We start from the raw sequence: 15506 nt of genomic DNA, 5'->3' as shown, positions 1-15506 counted from the left end.
TTTATAAATTTGAAAGCCTGCCGGAAGGCGGGCTTTTTAATGTAATAAAATTAAAAATGGAATTTCTCGGAATTACTCTTACTGAATGGACTGGTTACCTGGCTTCTTTTTTTGTGATGATCTCTTTCTTTATGCGAAATATCGTGACTCTTCGATATATCAACAGCGTTGGATGTCTTTTCTTTGTGGTTTACGGATTTCTACTCGATTCCTGGCCGGTGATCATTACCAATGTGGCTATCGTAAGCGTGAATTTTTACTATCTTTTCATCAATAAAAGGGAGCCGGAAAAAGAGACCGCTTAACGGCTGACTGCTGCCAGTGCAGCACCAAGAATTCCTGAGTTGTTCCGCAATTCGGCAGGAACGACCCTGGTATCAACATCTATATATCGGGAAAAATCGTCCCAGTTGTTCGAGATTCCGCCACCAATAATCATCAGGTCCGGATTAAGAATGACAAACACATAATTCAGGAAAACATTGAAACGGTAAGCCCAGTCCTTATAATTAAGGTTTTCGCTGGTCTTTATGGAAGAAGCCGCCCAGTCTTCAATTTTTACGAATTCTTTATAGGGGATTTGACCGAGTTCAAAGTTTGGAATTAGTTCGCCGTGAAGGTATGCGCCACTTCCCAAACCGGTTCCTACCGTGATCATAAGAATAAAACCATCTTCATTGCGGCCTGCACCAAATTTCACTTCTGCAAGTCCGGCAGCATCAGCATCGTTCACGACCGTAAAATCTTCGCCGGTTACATCTTCAAATAGCTTTTCAGCATTGACATCCATCCATTTTCGGCTTAGATTTCCAATCCCTTTACAAACTCCTTTTTTTACGATCGTAGGGAAACCGCAGCCTACGATTCCTTTATAATTGAAATGTTCGAGCATTTCCTTCACTGCGAGGGCCATTCCCTCTGGTTCCCGGTCTTCAGGCGTTAGAATTTTGTGCCTTGGTGTCACTAATTTGCCTGTTTCCACATTTACTATGGCCCCTTTTAAACTCGAGCCGCCGATGTCTATTCCTAAAATTTCCATTGAGAAAGAAGATTTCTACAATTTATCAAAAAAGCAGTTCTTCAGAAAGTTTTTCTGTCAGTCATTTTGAAGAAGCTTTGCGACAGGAAATCAACAGGCTTTCAGAAAGAAATTCCAACCAATATCGTCATGCTGAACTTTCTTCAGCATCTAATATGAGAAATTAGATAATATTAGTTAAAGACCCTGAAACAAGTTCAGGGTGGCGGAAAAGAAAATATAAAATTCTAATTTTCCTGTTTTCTGGATTTTCGAATGGAAAGCATCATAGCAAGGATTAATAGGAAGTTAGCGAGAATTCTCATGTAAAAAGCTTTGTCAAAATCATCAGGATACGCAAGAATGATGTTCCCGATGAATAAAATTCCCGAAAGGATCAGCACGACGTAGGCAGCTTTTTTCTTTTTTTCCATTAAACCGTTTTTTGTACTACTTCAAAAACCCGCTGGCCGTCACATTTTAAAGTTTTCGAAGGATATTTAAGCAGAAGCGCATAATCATGTGTGGCCATCAAAATGGTATTGCCGTTGCGGCTTATTTCCTGGAGCACTTCCATAACTTCTACTGAAGTCTGCGGATCAAGATTTCCAGTAGGCTCGTCGGCCAGGATAAGTTCGGGATCATTCAGCAGGGCGCGTGCTATTGCCACCCGTTGCTGTTCTCCACCTGAAAGTTGGTAAGGAAATTTAAAACCTTTGGTTTTCATGCCTACTTTATCAAGAACTTCATCGATCTTGTGGTCTATCGCTTTTTTGTCTTTCCAGCCGGTAGCCTTCAGCACAAATAAAAGGTTTTCCTTTACATTCCTGTCAGTTAGCAGCTTGAAATCCTGGAAAACCACACCGAGTTTCCTGCGTAAATATGGAATGTCTTTTTCCTTTAAAGTCCGCAGGTTATAATCAACAATTTGGCCTTCTCCTTCAGTTAAAGGCAGGTCGCCATAAAGGGTTTTCATAAAACTACTTTTTCCCGTACCCGTTTTTCCGATAAGGTAAACAAATTCACCTTTTTCCACGGTGACGTCAACTTCAGAAAGAATGAGGCTTTCCCGTTGGTAGATCGCTGCATTTTTAAGTTCGAGAACAGGTTGAGACATGAAATTATTGTCTTGGTTAAAATTCAGTTTTTCAGTAAAAGTTATAACCGGTAGCTTCAGTCTTTATTGCGACCGGAGGATAAAATTTATACCTAATGGGCTTTCAAATATACGTTTTTCAAAAAGCGTCTGCATACTTTTTTTTGTATTAACATAATTATAGAACTCTATGAACGTTATAGATTCAAGCATTAATATATCTTTGGATACCAATCTAAAATAAGACGAATGACACTGAAGAAAGCCTTTCTATTGGTTATTTTTATAAGCTTCTCATTTTCTGGAATTTCACAGCAATCTGCCGCCTATACCAACGAGCTGGTTGATTTTAACCGCGCACTAGCTCTTTACAATAACGAGCAGTACCTCGCGGCCCAGAATCTTTTTGATGAAGTGATGGAAGATACCAACGACGAAAAGATCAAGGGCGATTGTGCCTATTATATCGCCAATGCCGCGGTTCGCCTGAATCAGCCCGGAGCCGATGAGCTGATGGAAAAATTCGTCACGCATTATCCTACAAGTACCAAGACCAATTCAGCTTACCTCGATGTAGCCGATTATTATTTCAACACCGGTAAATATGCGCTTGCAAGACGCTGGTATGATCGGGTAGATGAAAAGGCCATGAGCCGAAAGGACCGCGAACGTTTTTATTTCAATAACGGATATGCTTATTTCCGATCCAATGATATGGAAAAGGCACAGGATTATTTCCAGCGGGTAAGCGATTCTAAAGAATATGGCTCTCAGGCCAAGTATTACCTTGGATATATCGCTTATGAAGGTGATGATTACCAGCAGGCGAACCAGTATTTTGAAGAGGTCAAAGGAAATGCCCGGTATTCAAAAGATCTTTCCTACTACCAGGCTGACATGAATTTCAAGCTTGGAAATTTTGAAAAAGCTATTGAACAGGGACTGGAACAACTGCCAAAATCGAACCGGCAGGAACTTTCACAGCTCAATAAAATAATAGGGGAAAGCTATTTCAATTTAGGGGAATATGAAAAAGCCATTCCTTATTTAAAAGAATATAAGGGCTTGCGCGGCAAGTGGAATAATACCGATTATTACCAGCTTGGTTACGCTTATTACAAGCAGGGAAATTATGAGGCTGCGATCAATGAATTCAATAAAATTATTGACGGGCAAAATGCCATCGCGCAGAATGCCTATTATCACCTTGCGCAATCGTATCTCGAGCTTGGGCAAAAGCAACAGGCTTTGAACGCTTTCAAAAATGCCAGCGAAATGGACTTCAATGCGAAAATTCAGGAAGATGCTTTGCTGAATTACGCCAAGCTTAGCTACGAAATTGGGAATTCGTATGAAAGTCCTTCTAAAGTGTTGTTGAGTTATCTTGAAAAATATCCCGGTTCTCAGCATAAAGAAGAAGTGGAAAGCTTATTGATAGATTCCTTCATCACTTCTAAAAACTATGAAGAGGCGATGAGGTTGCTTGAAAACAATCGCAACTTCAGCGACAAGCAGGCTTACCAGAAAGTCGCGTACTTCTACGGACTGGAACTTTTTGAGGAAGGAGATTATTATGCTGCGATCGAGAATTTCGACAAAGCGTTAAAAGAACCGCGCGACCAGCAGATCAGTGCAAAGGCAACCTTCTGGAAAGCCGAAAGTGAATACAATGTAAACCGAATGGAAGACGCTATTCTTGGGTATCGTGAATTTAAAGGCATGAACGCTGCCAGGAATACCGAAGAATATGAAGATTTAGACTATAATATCGGGTATGCCTATTTCAAAAAGAACGATTATTCACAGGCGGTAAATTATTTCAAGAATTATGTGAACAGTCCGAATGCTGATGGTGCCAGGAAAAATGATGCGCTATTACGACTTGGAGATACCTATTATGTAACCAGCCAGTACTGGCCGGCTATGGAAGCCTATCAGCGGGCCATCGACAATGGCGTGAGCAATGCCGATTATGCCGCTTTTCAGAAAGCGATAAGCTATGGATTTGTAGATAGGAACGACACCAAAATTGAGGAATTGAACAGCTTTATTGCGAAATATCCGCGTTCTCCTTACCGGGATGATGCGATGTACGAACTGGGCAATACTTACGTGGCCAAAAATAATACTTCTCAGGCCATTCAGAGCTATAACCGTTTGATCAGGGATGTGCCTCAAAGCTCACTGGTTCCAAAGGCGATGCTAAGGCAGGGCCTTATTTATTACAACCAGAATGAAGGCAATAAGGCTTTGGAAAGGCTCAAAAAAGTAGTGGCCGATTATCCTAATACTCCTGAAGCCAAGCAGGCGGTTTCCACAGCAAGGAATGTGTATGTTGATTTGGGCCGTACTGATGAATATGCGTCCTGGGTGAGAAATATCGATTTTGTGGAGGTAAGCGATGCCGATCTTGATAACACCACTTATGAGGCTGCGGAAAACCAGTATCTTAATAATAACACTCAGAAGGCAATTGCCAATTTTGAAAAATATATTCAGAATTTCCCGAACGGAATACATTCCATCAATGCCAATTTCTACCTGGCCCAACTGTATTATCGCGACGGAAAAGTTGAAAAATCTATTCCGTATTATCAATACGTGACTTCAAAGCCTAAAAATGAATTCAGTGAGCAGGCCCTGGCAAGATTGTCACAGATTTATCTTGAAAAGAAAGATTACGCCAATGCATTGCCGCTTCTGGAAAAACTGGAAACAATGGCCGATAATGGTCAGAACGTAGTTTTTGCTCAATCAAACCTGATGAAATCATATTACGAAACCGGCAATTTCAGCAAAGCCAATCAGTATGCCGAAAAAGTGCTTGCCAATCCAAATTCTGAACAGGATGCCCGCAACGACGCCAGGATAATGGTTGCCAGGGCCGCGATAAAATCGGGTGACGAAAACAAGGCACGTTCGGCTTATAAAGAAGTTCAGAAAACTGCTAAAGGCGAACTGGCTGCTGAAGCCTTGTATTACGATGCTTATTTCAAACATAAAGACGGAAATTACGAAGCCTCGAATGCTGCGATCCAGATCCTGGCAAAAGATTTCTCGGGCTATAAGCTCTGGGGTGCCAAAGGCCTGGTGTTAATGGCTAAGAATTTTTACGCGCTTAATGATGCGTACCAGGCGACCTATATTCTGGATAACGTGATCAAGAATTTCCAAAAATATCCTGAAATAGTCGACGAAGCCAAAGCCGAGTTGGCTAAGATCAAGGCCCAGGAAGCCAAAACCAATGCCTCAGTTCAAACCAATAACTAAACTTAATCTAATAGATTCACTGCTATATGCGATGTAAAGCGATCAAAATAAGTCTGGTATTTAGTCTGTTTATTTTTAGCGGAATCCTGTATGCCCAGGACCCATTAGGTAGCGAAACGGTAACAGTTGTAAAACCTTACACCCCATCGGTGAGGGATGCCAATAAAATAAAGGAAACCCCAAATCGAAATGATACGGTAAGCCTCAGGAAAAAGTCGGTGGAATATTCTATTTTTTCAGTGCCTGTAGCTTCTACTTTTACGCCTGCCAAAGGCCAGGCGACGACTGTGGAAAGGGAGAGGCCACCAAAAATCTATGATAATTATGCCACTCTTGGCTTTGGAAATTACTCAAATGTGCTGGCAGAATTCTACAGCAACCTGGAAATTGACCGCGAAAGTAATTTCGGGATTTTTCTAACTCATAATTCCTCACAGGGCGGAATTGAAGGTGTACGCCTGGATGATAAATTTTATGATACCGAGCTCAATTTAAGCTACAATCAGCGAAACCGCGATCTTTCCTGGAAGGCTGAAGTAGGAGGAGAGCACCAGTTATATAATTGGTATGGACTTCCTGAATATAACACCATGACCGACGCCCGCCTTTTAGAACTCGATCCTACACAGAATTATTTTTCGGTTTATCTAGGAAGCCAGGTTGACCTTTACGATTCATTTTTTGATAAGGCCAAAGCTGTTTTTCGTCATTCCGGTGATAGTTATTCAACATCTGAGAATCATTTCGATGCCGAAGGAGATTTTGAAGTAAATATTGCCGATGAACTTATTTCTACAAAACTGGAAGCCGATATCGTAAACGGCCAATTTGATCAAAGGTATTTAAATGAAAATGGCTATAGCTACACCTTTATGAACTTTAGCGCAACACCCAGTTTGTTGATTCTTCGGGATGACCTTAAGATCAATTTGGGTGTTTCTTTTTTCTTTGGAATGGACACTGAAAACAGCGATAACAATTTTTACATTTATCCAAATGTTCAGGCGAGCTATAGACTGGCGGGAGATTATTTTACAGCCTATGCCGGACTTGAAGGCGGCCTGGAACAAAACACCTATTATAAATTCTATCAGCGAAACCCATACGTTTCTCCAACGCTCAATATCATGCCTACCGATAATAAATACAACGGTTATATCGGGGCCAAGGGGAAGCTTAGCAATGCCTTTTCTTATAATTTTCGCGGAACCTATAAATCACAATTTAATAAGGCTCTTTTCACCAGGAATATTGATGCCTCTTATTTAGAAGGAGAAAGCTATACGTACGGAAATAGTTTTGACGTGGTCTACGATGATGTGAAGACGCTTTCCTTTTATGCCGAATTGGGGGTTGATGTAAACCGAAACTTCAGACTAGGAATCAATGGTGAATTCTTCGATTATAATACCGACGCCGAAGCCGAAGCCTGGAATTTGCCAAATATCAAAGCCAGTCTGAATGCCGATTATCAAATTACCGAAAAATGGTATACGGGAGCCAATCTTTTTTATCGGGGCGAACGCAAAGATCAGTATCGCTACCTAAATGCCGATCCCGGAATGGGCCAAATCATGACCCTGGATAGCTATTTCGATGTGAATGCCCACCTTGGCTATCGCTTCAATGACCAGCTTTCAGCCTTTGTAAAAGGAAATAATTTACTGGACAATAACTACCAAAAATGGATAGATTATGATGTCCAGGGCCTTCAGGTACTTGCCGGCGCCACTTATAAATTCGATTTCTAAAGGTCTTTTAATAATTCATCCGGAGTGTAGATCTTATCATTCTTAATGATAAATTTTATGCTCCGGGTATTTTCTATTTTCTCCAGCGGATTTTTATCCAAAATAAGAAGATCACCCACTTTTCCTTTTTCAAGGCTTCCATAATATCTTTCCAGATCAAAGAATTTCGGGCCATTCACCACTGAGGTGATCAACGCCTGTTGAGGTGTTAAACCAGCCAAAACCAGTTCCTGAAGTTCGGCATGTAGAGATTCACCAGGATAAACAAAAGAGTTGAATGGCCCGGCATCTGAACCTGCAAGTAAAGTCACTCCCGCTTTTTGCATGGGAACGATCATAGCGGCAAACATCTCTTCTGTGGTGGAATGTATATCGCTTCCCGCAGCCCGGGCTCTTTTGGCACTTTCAATACGGCCATTGTAAGTTTTTTGAATTCCTTTTCCAATGTAAGAAAGCGTTTTATCCTTGCTATGATCAGTATCGAGGATATTTCCCAGGGTTTTTCCAATATGCAGGGTTGGGGTTACCGTAGTTTCCTGGTTATTAAGAGTAGAAAATACGCTCGCTGCCAGATCTTCATCATAAGTCTTGACAAGATCATTTATAATTCCGTAGCCTTTACCCAGGTTTCCAAGGCTATCCCCAACAGGAGAACAGGCTTTCAGTACGTAATACATATGTTCCGTTCCATCCAGGCCAAGGTCTACGGCTTTCAGAAAATTTGCATCCATAGGCATGTGTCCGGTGGTTTTCATTTTTCTATTTTCCGCCTCTTCAATGATCCCGTAGAAAATTTCAGGGGTGAGGCTGCCATCATACATTTTCACATAATCTACCTTCAACTTCTGAAGAGAATCAAGGGCTTTTTTAATTTCAGCCTTATTGGTCACCGATATAGAACCAGGCCACGCAGGATTTGCACCATCCAGTTTGGGTCCGGAGGTGAAGATCCGCGGACCGGCGATTTCTCCTTTGGCCGTCTTTCTGCGCCAGTCGAGTACCGACGGAGTCATATCACCGCCCGCATCGCGAACCGTAGTGACCCCAAAAGCAAGATATAGCGGAAGAAAATCTTTATTTTCCTCGATTAAAGAATCACCGCCGCGAAAATGTACGTGCATATCCCACAATCCCGGCATCACGAATTTATTTTCAGCATCAAAGGTTTCTTTAGCCTTAAAAGAGTTGCTCTCGCTCATTTTATCTATAAACCGAATGGTATCTGAAGTGATACCGATCACTTGATTCTGCAGTATCTTGTTATTTTGAACATCTACCACCTTCGCATTGGTAATAAGAAGATCAAATTCTTTGGGGTTTTCGGCTTTTTCTGATGTATTGTCCTTACAAGCGGTAAGTATCAAAATTGCCAGAGCGAATACTAAATATTTTTTCATTTCATTTTTTTTTCGAATTACTGATACGCCATTCCCACATAAGCTACCCAATGTGTAGGTTTGCTGGGCGCGGTGGTCCCCATTCCCAGGTCTTCAACCTTCAGGTGTTGATTTTTTAAACTGGAACGGTAGCCTATAAGTTCACCCTGGAGCTTTTCTCCATTCAGAATTTTATTCAGTTTATTGGCGAAAAGGAGTCCGAAGGGAACCGAATACCTTCCACACCAGGTCCACTGGTATTCCTTATAATTATCAGGTTGAACGGTGTAATGCTTAAATTTTTCAATTTTCTCGGCGGTCAATTTACCTTTCAGGGTTTCTGCGATTATTTTTTCATCTTTTTGATGGGCCTTTTCATTGCCAATACTATCTGTTCCGAAAGGGGCCAGATCGCTGCCACCCCAGTCTTCACTTCCGTAATGTATGGCATCATTTGAAATCACAATGGCGAGGTCTTTGCCATATTGGAGGTTTTTTTCTTTCATAATTTCTGAAAGTGTTTCTGCCAGTTCATCAGAATAATTCTGCATATCCTCGAATTTCATATAAGGAACGAGAATCGGTATAATTTCAACATTGGGATTCATTTTTTGAAGGAAAGGAACAATAGCTTCCAGGGAATGTTCGAGTTGCATCATACTGTCGTGAACCACGAAATTCTTCGCATTCATTTTCTGAAGCAGTTCATCCCTTATTTGGGAAATTTTCAATTTTCCGTAGGGCGCTTCCCAGTAATCATAATCCCCAAAAACCAGTTTATCCTGAAGTTGATAATTTCTTGCCCGATGAGCCACGCCCACCAAAATAATGGTGTTTGCCTTAATCCCCTGCAGCGTTTTGGCATATAAACCGCCGGCGTAGGCATAATCGTCGTGCGGATTGATTACTGCTTTGTAGGTTGAATTTACCGGAACCTTGTCTGAAGCATCGATCCTGCTCATGATACTGTCCATTTGCCACGCATGTTTGGCAAAACCAATGCTGTCGTGGAATATTCTGGTTTTTGATGAAGACTGGGCAAAAGCAAGTATGCTGTTAAGTAGCACCGTAATAAGAAATAGATACCTCATATTTTGTCCGAAAATTTTCAGGAGGTTCTAAAATAGGGCTTTTAGATGAAATATTTTGGGCACATTTAATTAAACACTTTCGCCTATCCGGAAAATATGGTAATTAGGCCGAATTATTCTATTTTAGGAGCCGCTAATATTAACCTTAAATAACCTCCATGGCTAAGAAATTTAGACGGCTGGATCGCGATCGGCCGTATCTTAACCTACTTGATTTTCTGGTCCAGGAAAAGACCTTCCTGGCAATTGTAATAGTAGGAATAATTCTCGCCGGTATACTCACCGGTTATTCCCGGGGAGCAATGTGGCTGGGGTTCTTTTTTGCAGCCTATGCGACGGTCGCCAATGACAGCATTCAATCTTTGGGAACTTTTATTGAAAGTAATAAAGACCGAAAATGGTGGGTTTTATGGCTTTTTGTGGGTTCTATCTTCTTAGTTACGGTTGCCTTTAGTTATTTTTATTTTGACGGTGATGTGACCTATCAACGGCTCCTGAATCCTGACGGGACAACAGATTATCCGCATCCTGAGAAATTCAGCTTTTTCCAGATCATTGCGCCGCTGGTACTTTTGATTCTCACCCGGCTCAGAATGCCCGTTTCCACCACATTTTTGATCCTGAGTGTATTCAGTGCCGATACTTCCGGAATTACTTCGGTAGTTTGGAAAAGCTGGACCGGGTATATTATGGCCTTTATTTTGTCTTTCCTGGTTTGGTACCTTTCCTATAATTTCATAAAAAAGTATTTCAAAAGCCGAAAGTTCCATCGCGGCTGGACCATCACTCAATGGATCGTTAGCGGTTCACTTTGGGCTGTTTGGGTGATGCAGGATGGTGCGAATATCGCCGTTTATTTACCAAGACATCAGAATCTTTTTCAGTTTATCATTTTTTCGGTGACCATTTTCATGGGCTTAGGATTGCTCTTCTATTTACGGGGCGATAAGATTCAGAAAGTTGTTAGCGAAAAATCAAGAATATCGGATATCCGGGCCGCCACGGTAGTCGATTTTACCTATGTGGCACTTCTAATCTATAAGCTTTTTATCAGCACCGTCCCTATGAGTACCACCTGGGTTTTCCTGGGGGTGATTGGAGGTCGTGAGATAGCCATCAGTCTGGCGAGAACCAAGAAAGGTAAAAAACACCGCAAGAAAGCAGGCAGAATGATCTTTAAGGACTTTGCCTATGCCATGATCGGCTTATTTGTTTCGGTTGCCCTTGCAGCGGCCGCAAATCCTGATATCCGCAATGCCGTGATCGATGCGATTGGACTATAAGAAATAAGAAAATTTAATATTATGAAGAATGCGTCTGGCAGGGCGCATTTTTTTAATTTTAGTTAAAATATAACCTGATGAAAAAAATATCAATGCTTTGTGGCTTTCTGGTATTTCTGGTGAGTTGTAATTCTGAAAAACAGAAGGCCGATTTGCTGGTTTACAACGCAAAAGTTTATACCGTTGATAGCACTTTTAGCAAAATTGAAGCTTTTGCGGTCAAAGATGGTAAATTCTTTGAAACAGGAACTACTGCCGGTCTGAAAGATAAATATGAGTATGCCCAAATCATTGATGCCGAAGGGAAAGCCGTTTATCCCGGCTTCATAGATGCACACGCCCATTTTTACGGACTTGGCCTGCAACAACAAAAAGTTGAGCTTACGGGAACGAAAAGCTTTAAGGAAGTCGTTTCCCGAATTGTGGAATTTCAGAAAAAGCATCATCTCGATTATATTACCGGCCGTGGCTGGGACCAGAATGACTGGGAGGTAAAAGAATTTCCTGCCAAAGATACCCTGGATGTATTATTTCCGGATACACCAGTTGCAATAACCAGGATCGATGGCCATGCGATGCTGGTAAACCAGGCAGCGCTCGATAAGGCTAACATTACCACCAAAACTAAATTCCAGGGAGGTGATATTGAACAAAAAGACGGTAAACTTACCGGTATACTCGTAGATAATCCAATGGAATTGATCGAAGCTACCCAGGAAGAACCCGATTTTCAGGAAAGAAAAGAAGCTCTTTTAAGCGCACAGGAGATTTGTTTGAAATATGGGCTAACTACGGTTGACGATGCCGGACTGCCTCGGGAAGTGATTGAAACAATCGATAGCCTTCAGAAAAGTGGAGAACTGAAAATGAGAATTTATGCCATGGTTGCAAATTCTCCTCAAAATCTGGATTATTATCTTTCAAAAGGACCTTATAAAACAGAAAGGCTGAATGTGCGCTCTGTAAAATTCTATGAAGATGGCGCCCTGGGTTCTCGTGGAGCGGCCCTGAAAAAACCTTATTCCGACAGGCCGAACCATTTTGGAGCTCTACTTTCTCCCATATCTGATCTAAAGGATATTGCAGCCCGGGTTGCGAAATCTGAATTCCAGTTAAACACGCATGCGATTGGCGATTCTGCGAATTACCTGGTTTTGAAAACCTATGATTCCCTGCTTGATGATACTACCGATAGAAGGTGGAGGGTGGAGCATTCGCAGGTAATAGATCCCGAAGATTTTCATTATTTCAGCAAAAATATCATTCCTTCGGTTCAACCTACGCATGCGACCAGCGATATGTACTGGGCTGAAGATCGTCTGGGGCCAGAGCGGATCAAAGGCGCTTATGCCTATAAAAAATTGTTGCAGGAAGCCGGGCTTGTGGCCCTAGGAACCGATTTTCCGGTTGAGAAGGTGAGTCCGTTTTTGACCTTTTATGCGGCGGTTTCCCGCCAGGACACTGAAAATTATCCTGAAGGCGGATTTATGAAAGACCAGGCTCTTTCAAGAGAAGAAACCTTAAAAGGAATGACCATCTGGGCTGCGTATGCCAATTTTGAGGAAAATGAAAAAGGAAGTATTGAAGCCGGTAAATTTGCCGATTTTGTGATCCTGGACCGCGATTTAATGGAGGTGGCCTTAGACAGTGTTCCTGAAACTAAAGTCATTAGGACCTTTATTAACGGCGAGCAGGTCTATAAAAATTAATCTGGGTATCTTTGCAACTCAATAAAAATTTAGAAAAATGAACGACGGATTATATGCCAAATTTCACACTTCAAAAGGAGAGATCCTTGCAGAGCTGGAATATAAAAAAACTCCCGGCACGGTTGGCAATTTTGTAGGCCTTGCGGAAGGCAAAATTGAAAACAAAGCGAAAAAGAAAGGAGAGCCATACTACGACGGACTCAAATTTCACCGGGTGATCCCAGATTTTATGATCCAGGGAGGTGATCCACAGGGTACCGGAGCCGGTGGCCCGGGTTATAATTTTGATGACGAGATCCATCCTGACCTGAAGCATGATGAACCGGGAAAATTATCGATGGCCAATGCCGGGCCTGGTACCAACGGGAGTCAGTTTTTTATCACTCATGTTGAAACTCCATGGCTTGACGGAAAACATACGGTTTTTGGAAATGTGGTCGAAGGTCAGGATGTGGTTGACAAGATCCAGCAGGGTGATAAGATCGAAAAACTGGAGATCATTCGTGAAGGCAGCGATGCTGAAAATTTTGATGCCGTAAAGGCCTTTGAAAATTTTAATGCTGAAAAAGTAAAAAAAGAAGAGGAAGCTAAAAAGAAAGCCGAGGCAGAGCTCGAAAAACTTGCCGCAGGATTTGAAAAAACCGAAAGCGGACTCCGATATAAGATCATCAATAAAGGAGATGGAAAGCAGGCCGAAAAAGGCAAAACTGTTGCCGTACATTATAAAGGTCAGCTGGCTGATGGCACCGTTTTCGATTCTTCATATAAAAGGAACAAGCCTTTGGAATTTCCTGTGGGTATGGGGCATGTGATTCCCGGCTGGGATGAAGGAATCCTGAAACTGAAGGTAGGAGATAAGGCGCGGCTGGTGATTCCGCCTCATCTTGGATATGGAGAGAGAGGCGCCGGAGGCGTAATTCCACCAAATGCCATTTTAGTGTTTGATGTGGAATTGATGGAAGTTAAATAGTATTTTTCCAAAATAATAAAAAAGGCGGCGTGAAAATTTTTCACGCCGCCTTTTACTTTTCTTCTTCCCGGTTTATTTTGAATCGGGTTGTGGGGTCATGCGTAAATAAGGTTTAATGGTTTTGTATCCTTTTGGGAACATCTTATCGGCTTCTTCATTAGAAACTGAAGGACTTATAACCACATCTTCACCGCTTTTCCAGTTCGCAGGAGTCGCCACTTTCTTATATGCAGTTAACTGAAGGGAATCTATGACCCTTAATAATTCATCAAAATTCCTTCCTGTACTGGCAGGATAAGTAATCATCAATTTGATGGTTTTATCAGGCCCGATAACATATACTGAACGCACTGTAAGCGTGTCATCGGCTTTTGGATGAATCATTCCGTACAGGTTGGAAACCTTTCGGTCTTCATCTGCAATAATCGGAAAATTAACCTGGGTATGCTGTGTTTCATTGATATCTTTTATCCAGCCTTTGTGGGATTCCAGCCCATCAACACTCAGCGCCAGGACCTTTACATTTCTTTTTGCAAATTCGTCTTTGTATTTGGCTACTGCTCCTAATTCGGTTGTACAAACAGGCGTATAATCTGCCGGATGTGAGAAAAGAATTCCCCAGCTGTCTCCCAGGTAATCATAAAAATTGATCTTTCCTTCCGAAGTTTGGGCATCAAAGTTTGGGGCTTTGTCTCCTAATTTCAACTCGCTCATAATAAATATTAAATTTTTAGGTTAATCCTATTAAATCTATAGGAAAATAAAATTACGAAAAATAAATACCTCTGATTATAAGATTAGGTTAAATTGCAGTAAATTCAGTTTTGCTCCTTAAAATTAATCATAAAAGCCGGATTTCACTAAGTTTTTACCTCACAAATGCTGATTATGGAAGAAATAAAATGGAAAGATTTTGAAAAAATCGACCTGCGCGTTGGAAGCATTCTTAAAGCAGAATCTTTTCCCGAGGCCAGGAAACCTGCCTATAAATTGAAAATAAATTTTGGGGAACAATTGGGGGTAATGAATTCGTCAGCACAGATAACCCGCCGCTATACCACGCAGGAACTCATAGGCAGGCAGGTAATCGCCGTGGTTAATTTTCCTGTAAAACGTATAGCCGGTTTCAAAAGTGAATGTCTTGTTCTGGGTGTTCTCGGTGAAGATGAAGATGTTGTGCTACTCTCTCCAGGCCAGAAAGTAAAAGACGGATTAAAGATTGGCTAATCAAATGCCTTCTTTGAATTTTCGGTGTTCTTCCAGCAACCTCTCAATATCTTTGTTGTACCCATAAAGTACCATAATCTCATCTTGAGATAAAATGGTATCGGCCCTTGCAATTCCCTGCACGGTGGGTTTTTCAGTTTCTGCTCCCAATTCATTTTTAGTATGGGATACCTTCATAGTAGTAAGAATGATCACATTAAATTCCTTTTTTAACTGAAGGTCTTTAATTGCTTTTCCATCATATTCCGGTGGAATTCTTGTTTCTACTATACTATACTCGCTATCAAGTTCAAAACTATCTACCACTCCTTCCATATTTAACTTCTGTGCCCAGCGGTCGGCAGTTTCCTTTTCGGGATGAATGATCTCTTTTACACCCATTGCTTCCAAAACCATTCGCTGTAAAGGATCCACAGCCCTTGCAATAAGTCGTTTTACATGCATCTGTTTCATAAGGGCGGCAGCCATAATATTGGCTCCCCTGTCTTCCCCAATTCCAACAATTACCACATCGGTATCTTTAAGAGGAAGGTTTTTTACTGCTTCCACATCGGTGGCATCAAGGCCCACGGCGTGAGTGATCTTCTCTTTGATCCCTTCTACCTTTCCCAGATTTACATCTACTCCAATCACCTCATTCCCCATACCGGTGAGTTTTTCGGCTATTGAAGATCCAAAAATTCCAAGTCCAATAACAATATACTTCATGGTTGAG

Annotated in this window: 15 protein-coding genes; 8 read left to right on the top strand and 7 right to left on the bottom strand. The window is 41.6% G+C overall.

From position 1 onward, the window contains the following. Window positions 1–56 precede the first annotated feature (56 nt). Window positions 57–305 carry a uroporphyrinogen decarboxylase gene (locus tag C7S20_RS01110; protein WP_107010759.1) on the top strand — a complete coding sequence of 83 codons (249 nt, stop codon included), beginning with the start codon at window positions 57–59 and terminating at the stop codon, window positions 303–305. Here the strand turns inward: C7S20_RS01110 and ppgK are convergent. Further along, on the bottom strand, window positions 302–1039 hold the full coding sequence (gene ppgK / locus C7S20_RS01105; protein WP_107010758.1) for a polyphosphate--glucose phosphotransferase: 738 nt from the start codon (window positions 1037–1039) through the stop codon (window positions 302–304). The two genes, C7S20_RS01110 and ppgK, sit on opposite strands and share 4 nt — an antisense overlap. On the opposite strand from ppgK, the gene C7S20_RS19515 reads away from it, so the two are divergent. Then, window positions 1039–1206, top strand: a complete 168-nt coding sequence (locus tag C7S20_RS19515) for a hypothetical protein (protein WP_159039846.1) — start codon at window positions 1039–1041, stop codon at window positions 1204–1206. The genes ppgK and C7S20_RS19515 overlap by 1 nt on opposite strands. 60 nt (window positions 1207–1266) lie before the next feature. Here the strand turns inward: C7S20_RS19515 and C7S20_RS01100 are convergent, their stop codons facing one another. Beyond that, entirely contained in the window at window positions 1267–1452 is a 186-nt protein-coding gene (locus C7S20_RS01100) for a hypothetical protein (protein ID WP_107010757.1), read from the bottom strand. Beyond that, the gene (locus C7S20_RS01095; protein ID WP_107010756.1) at window positions 1452–2135 is read right to left on the bottom strand and encodes a cell division ATP-binding protein FtsE; all 684 of its coding nucleotides are present in this window, start codon (window positions 2133–2135) and stop codon (window positions 1452–1454) included. Before C7S20_RS01095 ends, C7S20_RS01100 begins: the two co-directional genes overlap by 1 nt. 228 nt (window positions 2136–2363) lie before the next feature. On the opposite strand from C7S20_RS01095, the gene C7S20_RS01090 reads away from it, so the two are divergent. Continuing rightward, window positions 2364–5384: a tetratricopeptide repeat protein gene (locus C7S20_RS01090; protein ID WP_107010755.1), complete on the top strand. Its 3021-nt coding sequence runs from the start codon at window positions 2364–2366 to the stop codon at window positions 5382–5384. Between the two features lie 26 nt (window positions 5385–5410). Beyond that, window positions 5411–7135, top strand: a complete 1725-nt coding sequence (locus C7S20_RS01085; protein WP_107010754.1) for a porin family protein — start codon at window positions 5411–5413, stop codon at window positions 7133–7135. On the opposite strand, the gene C7S20_RS01080 is transcribed toward C7S20_RS01085, so the two are convergent. Continuing rightward, a complete protein-coding gene (locus tag C7S20_RS01080) occupies window positions 7132–8532 on the bottom strand; it encodes an amidohydrolase family protein (RefSeq protein ID WP_107010753.1) in 1401 nt (466 codons plus the stop codon). The two genes, C7S20_RS01085 and C7S20_RS01080, sit on opposite strands and share 4 nt — an antisense overlap. A 17-nt stretch (window positions 8533–8549) precedes the next feature. Beyond that, window positions 8550–9602 (bottom strand): AmmeMemoRadiSam system protein B, encoded by a 1053-nt coding sequence (gene amrB, locus C7S20_RS01075; RefSeq protein WP_107010752.1) that lies wholly within the window; start codon window positions 9600–9602, stop codon window positions 8550–8552. A 158-nt stretch (window positions 9603–9760) separates the two neighbouring features. Here amrB and C7S20_RS01070 point away from each other — a divergent pair, with 158 nt between their 5' ends. The 3 genes from C7S20_RS01070 to C7S20_RS01060 all read left to right on the top strand — a co-directional run bounded on the left by C7S20_RS01070 (window position 9761) and on the right by C7S20_RS01060 (window position 13564). Beyond that, window positions 9761–10885, top strand: a complete 1125-nt coding sequence (locus C7S20_RS01070) for a hypothetical protein (protein ID WP_107010751.1) — start codon at window positions 9761–9763, stop codon at window positions 10883–10885. 77 nt (window positions 10886–10962) lie between these two features. Then, window positions 10963–12594 carry an amidohydrolase gene (locus C7S20_RS01065; protein ID WP_107010750.1) on the top strand — a complete coding sequence of 544 codons (1632 nt, stop codon included), beginning with the start codon at window positions 10963–10965 and terminating at the stop codon, window positions 12592–12594. Between the two features lie 37 nt (window positions 12595–12631). Next, complete coding sequence (locus C7S20_RS01060; RefSeq protein WP_107010749.1) at window positions 12632–13564, top strand: peptidylprolyl isomerase; 933 nt, start codon at window positions 12632–12634, stop codon at window positions 13562–13564. A 72-nt stretch (window positions 13565–13636) separates the two neighbouring features. Here the strand turns inward: C7S20_RS01060 and C7S20_RS01055 are convergent, their stop codons facing one another. Then, the gene (locus C7S20_RS01055) at window positions 13637–14278 is read right to left on the bottom strand and encodes a peroxiredoxin (RefSeq protein ID WP_107010748.1); all 642 of its coding nucleotides are present in this window, start codon (window positions 14276–14278) and stop codon (window positions 13637–13639) included. A gap of 174 nt (window positions 14279–14452) precedes the next feature. Here C7S20_RS01055 and C7S20_RS01050 point away from each other — a divergent pair, with 174 nt between their 5' ends. Then, the gene (locus tag C7S20_RS01050) at window positions 14453–14791 is read left to right on the top strand and encodes a tRNA-binding protein (protein ID WP_107014045.1); all 339 of its coding nucleotides are present in this window, start codon (window positions 14453–14455) and stop codon (window positions 14789–14791) included. Here the strand turns inward: C7S20_RS01050 and C7S20_RS01045 are convergent, their stop codons facing one another. Then, window positions 14792–15499 carry a potassium channel family protein gene (locus C7S20_RS01045; RefSeq protein WP_107010747.1) on the bottom strand — a complete coding sequence of 236 codons (708 nt, stop codon included), beginning with the start codon at window positions 15497–15499 and terminating at the stop codon, window positions 14792–14794. Window positions 15500–15506 lie beyond the last annotated feature (7 nt).

Source organism: Christiangramia fulva (assembly GCF_003024155.1).
GTDB classification, from domain to species: Bacteria; Bacteroidota; Bacteroidia; order Flavobacteriales; family Flavobacteriaceae; genus Christiangramia; species Christiangramia fulva.
Note: the sequence above shows the minus strand (reverse complement) of the source record. Positions and strands in the feature narration are given on the sequence as shown.

Bases quoted from the DNA above. Each gene is read 5' to 3' on its own strand.
- C7S20_RS01110 (WP_107010759.1), top strand. From the start codon at position 57: ATGGAATTTCTCGGAATTACTCTTACTGAATGGACTGGTTACCTGGCT.
- ppgK (WP_107010758.1), bottom strand. From the start codon at position 1,039: ATGGAAATTTTAGGAATAGACATCGGCGGCTCGAGTTTAAAAGGGGCC.
- C7S20_RS01100 (WP_107010757.1), bottom strand. From the start codon at position 1,452: ATGGAAAAAAAGAAAAAAGCTGCCTACGTCGTGCTGATCCTTTCGGGA.
- C7S20_RS01095 (WP_107010756.1), bottom strand. From the start codon at position 2,135: ATGTCTCAACCTGTTCTCGAACTTAAAAATGCAGCGATCTACCAACGG.
- C7S20_RS01090 (WP_107010755.1), top strand. From the start codon at position 2,364: ATGACACTGAAGAAAGCCTTTCTATTGGTTATTTTTATAAGCTTCTCA.
- C7S20_RS01085 (WP_107010754.1), top strand. From the start codon at position 5,411: ATGCGATGTAAAGCGATCAAAATAAGTCTGGTATTTAGTCTGTTTATT.
- C7S20_RS01080 (WP_107010753.1), bottom strand. From the start codon at position 8,532: ATGAAAAAATATTTAGTATTCGCTCTGGCAATTTTGATACTTACCGCT.
- amrB (WP_107010752.1), bottom strand. From the start codon at position 9,602: ATGAGGTATCTATTTCTTATTACGGTGCTACTTAACAGCATACTTGCT.
- C7S20_RS01070 (WP_107010751.1), top strand. From the start codon at position 9,761: ATGGCTAAGAAATTTAGACGGCTGGATCGCGATCGGCCGTATCTTAAC.
- C7S20_RS01065 (WP_107010750.1), top strand. From the start codon at position 10,963: ATGAAAAAAATATCAATGCTTTGTGGCTTTCTGGTATTTCTGGTGAGT.
- C7S20_RS01060 (WP_107010749.1), top strand. From the start codon at position 12,632: ATGAACGACGGATTATATGCCAAATTTCACACTTCAAAAGGAGAGATC.
- C7S20_RS01055 (WP_107010748.1), bottom strand. From the start codon at position 14,278: ATGAGCGAGTTGAAATTAGGAGACAAAGCCCCAAACTTTGATGCCCAA.
- C7S20_RS01050 (WP_107014045.1), top strand. From the start codon at position 14,453: ATGGAAGAAATAAAATGGAAAGATTTTGAAAAAATCGACCTGCGCGTT.
- C7S20_RS01045 (WP_107010747.1), bottom strand. From the start codon at position 15,499: ATGAAGTATATTGTTATTGGACTTGGAATTTTTGGATCTTCAATAGCC.